At 62.1% G+C, this 13,461-nt stretch carries 14 protein-coding genes; 13 read left to right on the plus strand and 1 reads right to left on the minus strand.

Annotated features, from left to right (window positions below; all coding sequences use genetic code 11):
* The first annotated feature begins 90 nt into the window (after nt 1-90).
* From coxB to JHW40_RS11090, 13 genes are all read left to right on the plus strand, one after another.
* Nucleotides 91-993 (plus strand): cytochrome c oxidase subunit II, encoded by a 903-nt coding sequence (coxB, locus tag JHW40_RS11030; protein WP_090610020.1) that lies wholly within the window; start codon nt 91-93, stop codon nt 991-993.
* A gap of 29 nt (nt 994-1,022) precedes the next feature.
* Nucleotides 1,023-1,940 (plus strand): heme o synthase, encoded by a 918-nt coding sequence (gene cyoE, locus JHW40_RS11035; protein WP_090610019.1) that lies wholly within the window; start codon nt 1,023-1,025, stop codon nt 1,938-1,940.
* Nucleotides 1,934-2,155 (plus strand): hypothetical protein, encoded by a 222-nt coding sequence (locus JHW40_RS11040; RefSeq protein WP_272848961.1) that lies wholly within the window; start codon nt 1,934-1,936, stop codon nt 2,153-2,155. Before cyoE ends, JHW40_RS11040 begins: the two co-directional genes overlap by 7 nt.
* Complete coding sequence (locus JHW40_RS11045; protein WP_090610018.1) at nt 2,152-2,715, plus strand: cytochrome c oxidase assembly protein; 564 nt, start codon at nt 2,152-2,154, stop codon at nt 2,713-2,715. The genes JHW40_RS11040 and JHW40_RS11045 overlap by 4 nt, the downstream gene beginning before the upstream one ends.
* 32 nt (nt 2,716-2,747) lie before the next feature.
* On the plus strand, nt 2,748-3,548 hold the full coding sequence (locus JHW40_RS11050; protein WP_090610017.1) for a cytochrome c oxidase subunit 3: 801 nt from the start codon (nt 2,748-2,750) through the stop codon (nt 3,546-3,548).
* A 96-nt stretch (nt 3,549-3,644) separates the two neighbouring features.
* Nucleotides 3,645-4,316, plus strand: coding sequence for an SURF1 family protein (locus JHW40_RS11055; RefSeq protein WP_090610016.1), 672 nt, complete (start codon nt 3,645-3,647; stop codon nt 4,314-4,316).
* Between the two features lie 10 nt (nt 4,317-4,326).
* Nucleotides 4,327-5,709 (plus strand): threonine synthase, encoded by a 1,383-nt coding sequence (thrC, locus tag JHW40_RS11060; protein ID WP_090610015.1) that lies wholly within the window; start codon nt 4,327-4,329, stop codon nt 5,707-5,709.
* A 62-nt stretch (nt 5,710-5,771) separates the two neighbouring features.
* Nucleotides 5,772-6,980, plus strand: a complete 1,209-nt coding sequence (locus JHW40_RS11065; protein WP_090610204.1) for a M16 family metallopeptidase — start codon at nt 5,772-5,774, stop codon at nt 6,978-6,980.
* The gene (locus tag JHW40_RS11070; RefSeq protein ID WP_090610014.1) at nt 6,980-7,561 is read left to right on the plus strand and encodes a GNAT family N-acetyltransferase; all 582 of its coding nucleotides are present in this window, start codon (nt 6,980-6,982) and stop codon (nt 7,559-7,561) included. Before JHW40_RS11065 ends, JHW40_RS11070 begins: the two co-directional genes overlap by 1 nt.
* Nucleotides 7,562-8,068: 507 nt before the next feature.
* Nucleotides 8,069-9,415, plus strand: a complete 1,347-nt coding sequence (locus tag JHW40_RS11075; protein WP_272848962.1) for an IS5 family transposase — start codon at nt 8,069-8,071, stop codon at nt 9,413-9,415.
* Nucleotides 9,416-9,548: 133 nt separating this feature from the next.
* Nucleotides 9,549-9,935, plus strand: coding sequence for a transposase (locus tag JHW40_RS11080; RefSeq protein WP_272848963.1), 387 nt, complete (start codon nt 9,549-9,551; stop codon nt 9,933-9,935).
* 202 nt (nt 9,936-10,137) lie between these two features.
* Complete coding sequence (locus JHW40_RS11085) at nt 10,138-11,553, plus strand: IS4 family transposase (RefSeq protein ID WP_272848964.1); 1,416 nt, start codon at nt 10,138-10,140, stop codon at nt 11,551-11,553.
* A gap of 16 nt (nt 11,554-11,569) precedes the next feature.
* Complete coding sequence (locus JHW40_RS11090; RefSeq protein WP_272848965.1) at nt 11,570-12,085, plus strand: IS630 family transposase; 516 nt, start codon at nt 11,570-11,572, stop codon at nt 12,083-12,085.
* A gap of 432 nt (nt 12,086-12,517) precedes the next feature.
* Here JHW40_RS11090 and JHW40_RS11095 read toward each other — a convergent pair whose 3' ends face one another.
* Nucleotides 12,518-13,450 carry an IS5-like element ISPpa3 family transposase gene (locus JHW40_RS11095; protein WP_026155396.1) on the minus strand — a complete coding sequence of 311 codons (933 nt, stop codon included), beginning with the start codon at nt 13,448-13,450 and terminating at the stop codon, nt 12,518-12,520.
* Nucleotides 13,451-13,461: the final 11 nt, after the last annotated feature.

Genomic DNA, 13,461 nt, shown 5'->3' on the forward strand with positions numbered 1-13,461 from the left:
AACGGTCACTGTGAAAGGGAAAGGGGCAGCCTTCTGGATGCCCTTGCGGCCCATATTGATGGGTCAGACCAAACGCTACGGGATGGAACGATGGCAAATGCGATGATTCGCCGTGCAGGCGCGGCAGCTTCGGGGCTCGCGACCGCGGCATTTTTGGGCGGAGCGGCCTGGGCGCAGGATGTGCTGCCCGAACTGCCCACGATCGGCAAACCCAAGGCCGCCGGGATGGGCTTTCAGCCTGCGGCGACCGAAATTGCGCGCGATCAGCAATGGCTGGATCACTTCGTCCTGATCATCATTACCGTTGTGACGATTCTGGTCTGCGGGCTGCTGCTGATCGTGATCCTGCGCTTCAACAGCCGCAGCAACCCCGTTCCGGCGAAATTCACCCACAACACGCCGCTGGAAATTGCCTGGACGCTGGTGCCGGTGCTGATTCTGGTGGCCATCGGCGCGTTCTCGCTGCCGGCGCTGTTCCGCAGTCAGGAAATGCCCGAGAATCCCGATATCGTCATCAAGGTGACCGGGCATCAGTGGTATTGGTCCTATGAATATCCCGACAATGGCGTGATGTTCGATTCGATCATGCTGCCCAAGGAAGAACTGGCCGATGCCGGTTACGCCGAGGATGAGTACCTGCTGGCCACCGATACGGCGGTTGTGGTTCCGGTGGGCGCCACGGTGCTGCTGCAGGTGACCGCCAGCGACGTGATCCACGCCTGGACCATCCCGGCCTTTGCCATCAAGCAGGACGCCGTGCCCGGTCGTATCGCGCAGGCCTGGTTCAACGTGGAACAGGAAGGCGTCTATTTCGGCCAGTGCAGCGAGCTTTGCGGCATCAACCACGCCTATATGCCCATCGTCGTCAAGGCGGTCAGCCCCGAGGTTTACGAACAGTGGGTTGTCGAACAGGGTGGTTCGCTTGATGGCGAGGAAGCGCAGGCGGCGGCCACGGCCCTGCCCGCAGACACCCAGTTTGCCAGCGTCAACTGACGCCAGCTTCAAGATCCAACGAACGCGCAATGACCGATATCCGATCATATGAAGGCACCCCCGAGGCAGAGTTCGGCGATTACGTCGCCCTGCTGAAGCCCCGGGTGATGTCGCTGGTCGTCTTTACCGCCTTTGTCGGGCTGTGGATCGCACCGCAACCGGTGCATCCGTTCCTGATCTTCTGTGCAATCCTGTTCATCGCCCTGGGAGGCGGTGCCTCGGGCGCGCTGAACATGTGGTATGACGCCGATATCGACGCGGTCATGCGCCGCACCCAAAGTCGCCCGATCCCCGCAGGCCGGGTGACCGGGGGCGAGGCGCTGGGTCTGGGCATCGCGCTGTCTGGCCTGTCGGTGATGATGCTGGGGCTGGTCGCCAACTGGTTCGCAGCGGGCTTTCTGGCCTTCACCATCTTCTTCTATGCCGTAATCTATACGATCTGGCTGAAACGCTGGACGCCGCAGAACATCGTCATCGGCGGCGCGGCCGGGGCCTTTCCGCCGATGATCGGCTGGGCCTGCGCCACCGGCGGCATCGGTATCGAATCGCTGCTGATGTTCGCGCTGATCTTCTTCTGGACACCGCCGCATTTCTGGGCGCTGGCGCTGTTCATGAAGGAAGACTATCACAAGGCCGGTGTGCCGATGCTGACGGTCACCCATGGCCGCGCCGCCACCCGCCGCCATATCTTCGCCTATACGCTGGTGCTGGCGCCCTTTGCGATCTGGCTGGGGCTGACCTCGGTCGGCGGACCGCTGTATCTGGCCGTGGCCGTGGTGCTGAACGCGATGTTCATTCACGGCGGCTGGCGGATCATGCGCCGCAACGAAGAACAGGCGCAGGCCGATAACTATGTTGCGGAACGGCGGTTCTTCAAGCTGTCGCTTTATTACACCTTCCTGCATTTCCTTGCGCTTCTGGTTCAGCACGGGTGGGGGACATGGTGATGCCGCTGCACAGCGAACATGAACTGCACAACCGGCGGCGCTCTCGCAATGTCGGGCTGGGGCTGGTGCTGCTGGCTTTTGTCGCACTGATCTTTGCGCTGACCGTGGTAAAGGTAAGGCAGGGCAACCTGATGGAGGCCTTCGATCACCAACCGCGGGTGTCGATCCTGCCACAGGAACCCGCAGCAGCTACGACCGAGGAGGAAAGACCATGAACCGCGAATCCCGTACCGCCCTGTCGCTGGTGGGCGTTGTCGTGGTCATGGGCGCGCTGGCCTGGGCGGCCGTGCCCTTCTATGACTGGTTCTGCCGCGTCACCGGATTTGCCGGTACCACGCAGATCTCCGAGACGGCCCCCGACGAAGTGCTGGACGAAATGGTCCGGGTCCGGTTCGACGCCAATGTCGATTCCAATCTGGACTGGACCTTCCGGCCGATGCAGGCCCGCATGGACCTGAAGATCGGAGAGAACGGGCTGGCCTTCTATGAGGCGGTGAACAACAGCGACGTGCCGATCACCGGCACCGCCAGCTATAACGTCGCGCCGGAAGTCGCGGGTTTTTACTTCGACAAGATCCAGTGCTTCTGCTTTACCGAGCAGACCCTGCAACCCGGAGAGCGGATGGAGATGCCGGTCAGCTTCTATGTCGATCCGGCCATCGTCAAGGATCGCGATGCAGGCTGGGTGCGTGACATCACGCTGTCCTATACCTTCCACCGGACCGAGCCGAAACAGGCTGCGCTTGACAGCGCCCGGACCGAGACCATCAACTGAAACGAATACCAAGCAGCGACGGGGATCAGCTCATGGCGCACGCAAAGAACCACGATTACCACATCCTTCCGCCATCCATCTGGCCTCTGCTCGGCGCCATCGCCACTTTCGTCATGCTGTTCGGCGGCGTGATGTGGATGCAGGACAACGGCCCGTGGATGTTCCTGATCGGCCTTGTCGGCGTCCTTTATGTGATGTTCAGCTGGTGGGCCGATGTCGTCCGCGAGGGTGAGTCGGGCGATCACACCCCGGTGGTGCGCATCGGCCTGCAATACGGCGTCATCCTGTTCATCATTTCCGAGGCGATGTTCTTCGTCGCCTGGTTCTGGAACTTCATCAAGAACGCCATGTATCCGATGGGGCCGGAAAGCCCGATCAAGGACGGCGTCTGGCCGCCCGAAGGCATCGTGACCTTCGACGCATGGCATCTGCCCTTCATGAACACGCTGATCCTGCTGCTGTCGGGTGTCGCCGTGACCTGGGCACACCACGCGCTGGTGCATGAGAATGACCGCAAGACCACCATCAACGGTCTGGCCGTCGCGGTGGCCCTCGGCGTGATCTTTACCGTCATGCAGGCCTATGAATACAGCCACGCGGCCTTCGGTCTGGCCGACACCGCCTATGCCGGGGCCTTCTATCTGGCGACCGGGTTCCACGGCTTCCACGTCATCATCGGCACGATCTTTCTGGCCGTCTGCCTGATCCGGATGCTGAAGGGCCAGATGAGCCAGCAGCAGCATCTGGGCTTCGAGGCCGCCGCCTGGTACTGGCACTTCGTTGACGTGGTCTGGCTGTTCCTGTTCGCCGTCGTCTATGTCTGGGGCAGCTGATCCCCGTTGAACGGAAAACCGGCGCGCGGGGGTTGTCCTCCGCGCGTTTTTCTTTGGCCGGTTGATCCGGGCCGTATGACCTGTAAGAAGCATGCGATGCGACGTTATCTCTTTCCGCTGATCCTTGGCATTCTGGGCTGCGCCATTCTGGTGGGGCTGGGGGTTTGGCAGTTGCAGCGGATGGAATGGAAAGAGGGGCTGCTGGACCAGATCCGCACCGGGATCGAGGCGCCGCCGGTGCCTTTGCCGGACCAGATCGACGCGTCGATGAAATACCTGCCGGTCGTGGTCAGCGGCACCACCACGGGTCAGGAAATCGACGTGCTGTCAGGCAGCAAGGAGCAGGGCGGCGGCTATCAGATCGTCTCGGGTTTCGAGACCGATGACGGGCGTCGGATCATGGTCGATCGCGGCTTTGTCCCGCAAGAGATGCGCCATGCCCCGCGGCCGCCCACGCGGCTGGAGATCCGCGGCAACCTGCACTGGCCCGATGAAAAGGGCAGCGCCACGCCCGATCCGAACCTGTCCGAGAATATCTGGTTCGCCCGCGACGTTCCCGCCATGGCTGGCTTGCTGGACACGCAGCCGGTTCTGGTCGTCGCCAGCCAGGTGCAGGGCGATGCGCAAGGGGTGAAGCCGATCCCGGTCGCCGTCGAAGGCATACCCAACAATCACCTGTCCTATGCGATTCAGTGGTTCATGATCGCAGCCGTCTGGGCAGGGATGACAGTTGCCCTGATCTGGCGTATCAGGCAGCAGAAATACTGAAGGAACGGCGATGCGTTACATCTCGACGCGGGGCGAGGCCCCGGCTCTGGACTTCGAACAGGCGATGCTGACCGGGCTGGCGCGCGATGGCGGGTTGTATGTGCCCGAAACCGTTCCGGCCATGTCCGACATCGCGTCGCTGGACGGGCTTCCCTATGAAGAGGTCGCCTTCCGCGTGATCCGTCCCTTTACCGGCGACAGCTTTTCTGAGGACGAGCTGCGCGGCGCCATCACCCGCGCCTATGGCCGCATCAGCCATGTGGCCCGCGCACCGCTGGTCCAGCTTGCCCCCGGCCATCACCTGCTGGAACTGTTCCACGGCCCGACGCTGGCCTTCAAGGATTTCGCCATGCAGCTGATCGCCCAGCTGTTCCAGATCGCATTGAAGCGGTCCGGCCAGCGGATCACCATCGTCGGCGCGACCTCGGGCGATACCGGTTCGGCGGCGATCGAGGCCTTCAAGGGGCTGGACAATGTCGATGTGTTCATCCTGTTCCCCCATGGGCGCGTGTCCGAGGTGCAGCGCCGCCAGATGACCACGCCCGACGCCGCCAATGTCCATGCGCTGGCCCTGACCGGTCATTTCGACGATTGTCAGGCGCGGCTGAAGGACCTGTTCAACGACCACGCCTTCCGCGATCAGGTCGGGCTGGCCGGCGTTAACAGCATCAACTGGGCGCGGATCGTGGCGCAGGTGGTCTATTACTTCACCGCCGCCGCCAGCCTTGGCGCGCCGCATCGCGAGGTGGATTTCACCGTCCCCACCGGCAATTTCGGCGACATCTTCGCGGGTTCGATTGCCCGGGCCATGGGCCTGCCGATCCGCCGTCTGATCGTCGCCACCAACCAGAACGACATTCTGCATCGCGCGCTGAGCACCGGCGAATACCGGGTCGGCACGGTCGAACCTTCGATCAGCCCCTCGATGGACATTCAGGTCAGCTCGAATTTCGAACGCGCGCTGTTCTGGGCCTATGGCGGTGACGCGGGCGCGATCCGGCAGTTGATGGACGAACTGAAAACGGGTGGCTTCAGCATCAGCCAGGGGGCACTCGAGACGCTGCGCGATCAATATGCCTCGGGCTGCGTCACCGAAGATGAGACCTTGCAGATGATCCGCACCATTCGCGACGAAACCGGTCAGGTGCTGTGCCCGCACAGCGCCGTAGGCGTTGCGGTCGCGCGCAGGCATCTGGAACCCGGCGTGCCAATGGTGACGCTGGCCACGGCCCATCCGGCGAAATTCCCCGATGCGGTGGAACAGGCCGTGGGACTGCGCCCCGAACTGCCGCCGCATATGGCGCAACTGTTCGATCTGCCGGAACGCGTCAGCCGGGTTGAAAATGATGTGGCGGCGCTTAGATCGCTGATCCTTGAACGGAGAACCGCGTGAGCCACGATCCCGATTTCAACCTGACCACTCTTCCCAACGGGCTGCGCGTTGTCACCCGGCATATGCCCGGGCTGCATTCGGCGGCCCTTGGCGTGTGGATCAGCGCCGGTGGCCGCAATGAACGGGCCGAACAGAACGGCATCGCCCATTTTCTGGAACATATGGCCTTCAAGGGCACCACGACCCGCAGCGCCCTGCAGATCGCCGAGGCGATCGAGGATGTGGGCGGCTTCATCAACGCCTATACCTCGCGCGATACGACCGCCTATTACGTCCGGGTGCTGGAAAGCGATGTCGATCTGGCCTTCGACGTGATTTCCGACATCGTGCTGAACCCGGTTTTCGACGCGCGCGAGATCGAGGTCGAACGCGGTGTGATCCTGCAAGAGATCGGGCAATCGCTGGACACGCCCGACGACGTGATCTTCGACTGGCTGCAAGAGGCCGCCTATCCCGATCAGGCGATGGGCCGCACCATCCTTGGCGCGGCCGAGCGGGTCAGCCATTTCGGCCGCGCCGATCTGGCGAATTTCGTGACCGAGAATTACGGGCCCGGCCAGATGGTCGTCGCGGCGGCGGGGGCGCTGGATCACGACCGGATCATCCGTCTGGCCGAAGCCGCCTTCGGTCACCTGACCCCGATCACCCAGTCGCCGCGCGAAAGCGCCCGCTGGGAAGGCCGCGAGACGCGGCAGCTGAAGGCGCTGGAGCAGGCGCATTTCGCGCTGGCGCTGGAGGGGCCGGGCTATCTGGATCATGATTTCGACGCGGCGCAGATCTTTTCGACCGCGCTTGGCGGCGGCATGTCCTCGCGCCTGTTCCAGAAGATCCGCGAGGAACGCGGGCTGTGCTATACGATCTTTGCGCAATCGGGTTTTCATGACGATACCGGCATGATGACCATCTATGCCGGGACCGGGGCAGGGGATCTGGCCGATCTGGCCCGGCTGACCGTGGACGAGATCCGCCGCGCTGCCGAGGATATGACCGAGGCCGAGATCGCCCGCGCCCGTGCGCAGATCCGCGCCAGCCTGCTGATGGGGCTGGAAAGCCCGTCCTCGCAGGCCGAACGCATGGCGCGGACGCTGGCGATCTGGGGCCGCGTGCCCGATCCGGCCGAGGTGGCAGAGCGGATCTCGGCCGTCACGGTCGCCGATGTGCGCGCCCATGCCGAGCGGATGATCCGGGGGGCGCGACCGGCGCTGGCGCTTTATGGCCCGGTATCCGGTGCGCCCGCCCGCGAGGAGCTTGCCGAGAGGCTGGCCGCGTAATGTTCGGCATGCGCCGTGCCTTCCGTCTGGAAAGCGAGCGGATGGTGCTGCGCCTGCCCGCGCATTCCGATTACGCCGCCTGGACATCGCTGCGAGAGACCAGCCGCGATTTCCTGACCCCGTGGGAGCCCGTCTGGGCGCCCGATCACCTGTCGCGCAAAAGTTTCACCAATCGTGTCTATTGGGCCGCCCGGGCCAGCAAGGCGGGCACGGCACTGCCGCTGTTTCTGGTGCGCCGCGATGGGGTTCTGGTGGGCGCGATCACGCTGGACAATATCCGCCGCGGCCCGGCGCAATCGGGCACCATCGGTTACTGGATCGGCCAGCCCTTCGCCCGGCAGGGCTATATGCGCGAGGCGATCGGCGCGCTGGTCCATCACGCGTTCACCACCATGGATCTGAGCCGGATCGACGCCGCCTGCCTGCCCGAAAACGCCGCATCGCGCGGAGTTCTGGAACGCTCGGGCTTCAAATATGAGGGGGTCGCGCAAAGCTATTTGCAGATCAACGGGCGCTGGCGCAATCATGTGCTGTTTTCCAACCTGCGAAGCGACAGGCGGGGACGGACGGATATCCGCTGAAGGTAGGTGCGGCAGGGGACTGCGGCAATTACCCAGCCGCAGCAGTGTATGGCGACACAACGCAATGGCCATCGCCTCTTCGACCTCTCAGAGAACGGTTGATCGCGGCTCTTTCGGCACCGTCTCCGGGTTGATGCCGAACTCCCGGCTCAGCGTCGCGATCGAAGCTGGCGATCATTCGCGCCAGCCCGCGGACCAATCCCTCATCATTGCAGATCGCATGGCGTGCCTGTTCGTGGCGCTCCCATGAAGATCTTGGCCCAGGATGCTTCCTTAACAGCGCTGGCAGCGATCTTGCCGAGGCCCCACGGCCGTCAACGGGCCACGCCAACACCAGGGACGTGGGGCACGGTTACGTGCCTTTGAGAGGAAATTCAGTATTATCCTTAGTCGACTCTGACCAACGCGGAACGCGTTGATATTGCGTGATCATCCTGCGGTTTTGTTGGCGTTGGATCGCAGGATTTTGTAATCTTGACGCAGAAACCCTGCAATTTGTGATCGCCAATGAAGCCCCATTTCCGCACCGCCGAACAGGACGACCTTCTGCGCCCCCGACTGGTGGATATGATCGATCCGCGCCACGAGTTGGTGAAGCTCGCGGCGCTGATCGACTGGGAGTTCTTCGAGCGGGAATGGGCCGGGTTCTTCCCCTCGGCGACGGGGCGCCCGGCGACTTCTCCGCGTCTGATCGCCGGGCTGATGTATCTGCAGCATGCGTTCAAGCTGTCGGACGAGGCGGTGGTCGCCCGTTGGGTCGAGAACCCCTACTACCAGCATTTCACCGGCGAGACCTTCTTTCAGCATCGCCCGCCTATTGATCCGTCATCGCTGGTGCGCTGGCGCAAGAGGATCGGTGAAGAAGGGGTGGAATGGCTGTTGACCAAGACGATCGAGGCTGGCCGCAGTTCCGGGACGATCACCGACAAGGCGCTGAAGCGGGTGGCGATCGATACCACCGTGATGGAAAAGAACATCGCCTATCCGACGGATGCCCGGCTCTACGAGCGGGCCCGGGCCCTGTTGGTCGGTCTGGCGAAGAGGGCCGGGATCGATCTGCGCCAGAGCTATGCCCGTCTTGCACCGCGGCTGGCCATTCAGGTCGGGCGCTACGCCCATGCCCGCCAGTTCAAGCGCATGCGCAAGGCGCTGCGTCAGCTCAAGGGCCATGTCGGCCGGGTGCGCCGCGATCTGCGTCGGCACCTGCAGGACATCCCGCAAAGCCCCCTGCGCGAGAGGGTTGTGGACGCCCTCTGGCTGGTCGGCCGCCTGCTGGAACAGGGACCAAAGAGCCGCGACAAGGTCTATTCCCTGCACGAGCCCGAGGTCGATTGCATCTCCAAAGGCAAGGCACGGGTGCGATACGAGTTTGGCACCAAGGTCAGCCTCGCCACGACCCTTGTTGGCGGCCTCATAGTTGGCGCCCGCAGCTTTCCCGGCAATCCCCATGACGGCCACACCCTGGCACCGGCCCTCGAACAGGTCGAAATCCTGACCGATACGAGGCCCACACTCGCCCTGGTCGACCGCGGCTATCGCGGGCATGGCATCGAGACCACCCGCGTCCTGATCAGCGGCCAGCGGCGCGGTATCACCCCGGCGCTGGCGAAGCTCCTCAAACGGCGCAGCGCCATCGAGCCCGAGATCGGCCATATGAAATCAGACGGCAGATTGACCAGATGTCCCCTGAAGGGCAGGATCGGCGATGCCATCTTCGCCGTGCTCTGCGCCTGCGGCCACAACATCCGCAAGATCCTCGCCCATCTCAGGGCCTTTTGGGCCTTCGTCATCCGCTTAATCCTCGGCATCATCGTGGTCGTTAACAGACCACTTCAGATGCAGGGCGCGGCATAACCGCGTTGTTCAGAACCGACTCCTTAAAAGCCGTCAAGACAATGGACACTAAAGCATTTCTACTGAACCCTGAATCGTTTGGGGTTCCGTCGCAGCGCGGATCGTGATTCCCTTCTGTCTGGGAGGATAGATCATGTCAGCACCATTGCCGTCGGCCCTCCGGACGCGGTTTCAGCGATATATCGAGGAGGGTTTAAGCGGTCGGGCGGCGGCGCTGCGGCTGAAACTCTCGCCGGCGACCGGAGCACGTTGGGGCCGGGCGATCAGGACCAGGGGGCATGCCGAACCATTGCCCCAGGGACGTCCCAAAGGGCATGGAAAGCTTGCCCCGCACCGGGCCTTTTTCGAGGAACTGCTCGCACAGGATCCCGACATCACGCTGTTCGAACTCAGGGACGCGCTGATCGCAGCGGAAGGCGTTCGTGTCCATCACTCGTCCATTGCCAGTCTGCTGTCGCGGCTTGGGTTCACCTATAAAAAAAGTCGCTGGTGGCCGCCGAACGCCGCGGTGCCAGGGTAAGACAGCGGCGAACCGACTGGTTCGAGCATCGCTTGCCAGCCATCGCGGATCGGCCGGAACGCGTGGTTTTCAGTAACGGCCCGGTTGCCCTTGCAGTTACCCACAAGTGGTGCGGCGAATTGATTCACCCACCAGACTTGGCCTTGCCTGAGCACAAGCGATCATGATTCGTCATGTGGCACCGAATAATTGAGGTGCAGACATGGGACAGAGTTGGGTGGAAACGGAAACGGCCGGATGCGATCTGGGAGATGTCAGGCTGAACAGGCGGCTTGAGGCAATGCTCGAGGCCCTCGGGGAACGGCCGGGAAAATCGCTGCCGACGGCATTCCAGGACTGGTCGAATACCAAGGCCGCCTACCGCTTCTTTGCTAACGGCAATGTCAGCGAGGACAAGATCCTCGAGGGCCATTTCGCTGCCTCTGCCCTGCGCATCCGGGCAACCGATGGTCCCATCCTGATCCTGCAGGACACCACGGAATTCTCCTTCAAGCGTTCGGCTCCGGAGAAGGTGGGGTTCACGACGGTGTCGACTGGACGCAAACTGAAGGAAGGTCGCTATCAGAAACATGCGGTCTGCGGGCTTTTGATGCATGCCAGCATGGCCATCACGCCGGATGGGCTGCCGCTCGGCCTGACGGCGGCCAAGTTCTGGTCGCGCAGCAAGTTCAAGGGAACCGCCGCTCTTAAACGGAAGATCAATCCGACCCGGGTGCCGATCGAACAGAAGGAAAGCATGCGCTGGCTCGACAATCTGCGCCTGTCCACCGAACTGACAGGGGTGCCAGAGCGCTGCGTGCATATCGGTGATCGGGAAAGCGACATATACGAACTCTACTGCCTGTCCGAAGAACTCGGGACCGGGTTCCTCGTCCGCAGCTGCGTCGACCGTCTGGCGGAGGATGGCGGCACGACGATTGCCAAGGTGATGGCAGAGGTGCAGTCCAGCGGCACCCACGAGGTCCGGTTCCGCGATGCGCAGGGCAAGGATCATTGCGCCGTGCTCTCGGTCCGGCACGCTACAATGACGGTCCGCCCGCCGATCGGAAAGCAGCGGAAATACCGGCATCAGAATCTTCAGATCATCCATGCCGAGGAGCTTGACCCGCCGGAAGGCCGGGTGCCCGTCTTCTGGAAGCTGATCACGAACTTGCCGGTGGCGACCCACGCGGACGCAATCCACAAGCTCCAATGGTATGCGCTGCGCTGGAAGATCGAGACATTCTTCCGGACCCTGAAGACCGGGTGCCGGATCGAAGAGCTGCGCCTGGCCACGGCTGATCGACTGGCAAACTGTATCGCGTTGTGCTGCGTCGTGTCCTGGCGCGTGTCATGGATGACGATGCTCGGCCGAGAGGTGCCGAAAGCATCGCCTGCTGCCGTCTTCACCGACGCCGAACGCCAACTGCTCGAGCGCACAGCGCCCGAGAGCAAGCAAAAGCTTCCGCGTGACCTCGATTTCTATGTCAGACTCGTCGCGCGGCTCGGCGGCTATCTCGATCGGACCTCCGATGCGCCACCAGGAACCACCGTCATATGGCGCGGCCTCTCCCGCCTCGCCGATCTTGTCGAAGGCGCTCGCATCGCCGAAACACCATCATCCGAGACATATGGGTAACTGCAAGAACAATCGGTTGGTTACGGTTTTCATAGACGAGACCTCGGTGAAGACCAACCTCACCCGCCTGCGGGGACGTGCCCTGTGCGGCACACGCCTGACCATGGATGCGCCCTTCGGCAGCTGGGGAACACAGACCCTGATTGCCGGGCTCACACCGGATGCCCTGATTGCGCCCTGGTGCATCCGGGGCGCAATGGACGGCCCCGCCTTCGCAGCCTGGGTTCGCGAGGTCCTGATCCCGGAGATCGAGCCGGGAACCGTGGTGATCCTCGACAACCTTGCCACCCACCACAACAAGCAGGCTGCCGAGGCTCTGCGTGCCCATCGCTGCTGGTTTCTCTATCTGCCGCCATATTCGCCGGACCTGAACCCCATCGAAATGGCATTCGCAAAACTCAAGGCGCACCTGCGCAGGATCGGGGCAAGAACATTTACCGACGTCTTCAAGGCCATCGGCGAAGTCTGTGATCTCTTCGATCCCGGCGAATGTTGGAACTACTTCAAGGCCGCAGGATATGTCGCAGGTTAAAACAGAAATGCTTTAGGACAAACGCAAGAATAGTAACATACCCTACAGGTGCCTCAGTTACCCAACTCATCACAGCTCAACTATACAGAAAATAAAAAAGCAGCCTAACGTTTTCTTTTCCAGTTGCCTATAGCGTCCGATTGGAAATTAATATACGGTACCTGGCGTTAATACACGGACGACATTTCAGCTAAGGCTATATTTAAGAAGTATGTCATAAGCCGTCATTTTTCCAGCTCTCACACGATCAAAATCGTCCTTTGAAATCGTATGTTCTTTAGTTCCTCCGCCATGACTTCCTGAGAGATACTCAAATATGTATGAATTATTTTTATGGAATATTCTCCAAGTATCATCGCTAATTCCATCCTCCACCACGGCGTTGTTGCAGAAGTCAGTGTGTGAGCGCAGTTTTCCCTTTCCGCGTTGAGTTCATGCCACGCGTTTGATCTCGGCGGATCCGAGGGCATTGAAGCGGTTCATGAGGGCGATGCGGATATGGATTTCGGCGGTCTGGCGGTCCGGGTCTCGTGATGAGATGCGTTCACCGAAGGCCTTGAGGCAGCGCATCCTTGCCTCGATCCTGCTTCGGACGTGATAACCTGACCAGCGCTTCCATATGGCCCTGCCCAAGCGCTGGGTTGCCCGGAGGATCTCGTTGCGCGCCCTGGCTGCGGGGCAATCCTCCTTCCAGAGACGGCCATTCCTCCGGATCGGGATGATAGCGGTGCCGCCTCGATCCAGGATCGCGGTGTGGCAGCGTCGGGTGTCAAAGGCACCGTCGCCGGTGACGGTGCCGATCTGTTCATCCTCTGGGATCTGGTTGAGCAGGTCGGGCAGAACAGGGCTGTCGCCTTCACGGCTTGAGGTGAATTCGACGGCGCGGATGTCACCTGTAGCCGTGTCCATCGCCAGATGAACCTTACGATATTGGCGTCGGCGATGCGGGCCATGCTTGCGGGCAAGCCATTCCCCATCACCAAGAAACTTGATCCCGGTGCTGTCCACCAGCAGGTTCAGCGGCCCCGGCGCACGGCGGCTCGTGATCTGAACCGTGATGCGCTTCTGCCTGCGGCTCAGGGTCGAGAAATCGGGCACCCGCCAGTCGAGCCCGGCCATCGAAAGGATGCTCGCCACCATCCCTGTCGTTTGCCGCAGAGGCAGGCCGAACAGAACCTTCACCATCAAGCAGAACTGGATCGCGGCATCAGAGAAGACCGGCGGCCGACCATTGCATCCGGATTTGGGTGCGCGCCAAACCATGTCCTTGTCCAGCCAGATCAGAAGGGACCCGCGCCGCTTCAAGGCATCGTTGTAGGACTTCCAGTTCATCGTGCGGTAGCGGGTCGGCTCAGGCTTGCTCATACTCGCCCCTT

It is taken from the genome of Paracoccus alcaliphilus (genome assembly GCF_028553725.1).
Taxonomy (GTDB): Bacteria; Pseudomonadota; Alphaproteobacteria; order Rhodobacterales; family Rhodobacteraceae; genus Paracoccus; species Paracoccus alcaliphilus.

Bases quoted from the DNA above. Each gene is read 5' to 3' on its own strand.
- coxB (WP_090610020.1), top strand. From the start codon at position 91: ATGGCAAATGCGATGATTCGCCGTGCAGGCGCGGCAGCTTCGGGGCTC.
- cyoE (WP_090610019.1), top strand. From the start codon at position 1,023: ATGACCGATATCCGATCATATGAAGGCACCCCCGAGGCAGAGTTCGGC.
- JHW40_RS11040 (WP_272848961.1), top strand. From the start codon at position 1,934: ATGGTGATGCCGCTGCACAGCGAACATGAACTGCACAACCGGCGGCGC.
- JHW40_RS11045 (WP_090610018.1), top strand. From the start codon at position 2,152: ATGAACCGCGAATCCCGTACCGCCCTGTCGCTGGTGGGCGTTGTCGTG.
- JHW40_RS11050 (WP_090610017.1), top strand. From the start codon at position 2,748: ATGGCGCACGCAAAGAACCACGATTACCACATCCTTCCGCCATCCATC.
- JHW40_RS11055 (WP_090610016.1), top strand. From the start codon at position 3,645: ATGCGACGTTATCTCTTTCCGCTGATCCTTGGCATTCTGGGCTGCGCC.
- thrC (WP_090610015.1), top strand. From the start codon at position 4,327: ATGCGTTACATCTCGACGCGGGGCGAGGCCCCGGCTCTGGACTTCGAA.
- JHW40_RS11065 (WP_090610204.1), top strand. From the start codon at position 5,772: ATGCCCGGGCTGCATTCGGCGGCCCTTGGCGTGTGGATCAGCGCCGGT.
- JHW40_RS11070 (WP_090610014.1), top strand. From the start codon at position 6,980: ATGTTCGGCATGCGCCGTGCCTTCCGTCTGGAAAGCGAGCGGATGGTG.
- JHW40_RS11075 (WP_272848962.1), top strand. From the start codon at position 8,069: ATGAAGCCCCATTTCCGCACCGCCGAACAGGACGACCTTCTGCGCCCC.
- JHW40_RS11080 (WP_272848963.1), top strand. From the start codon at position 9,549: ATGTCAGCACCATTGCCGTCGGCCCTCCGGACGCGGTTTCAGCGATAT.
- JHW40_RS11085 (WP_272848964.1), top strand. From the start codon at position 10,138: ATGGGACAGAGTTGGGTGGAAACGGAAACGGCCGGATGCGATCTGGGA.
- JHW40_RS11095 (WP_026155396.1), bottom strand. From the start codon at position 13,450: ATGAGCAAGCCTGAGCCGACCCGCTACCGCACGATGAACTGGAAGTCC.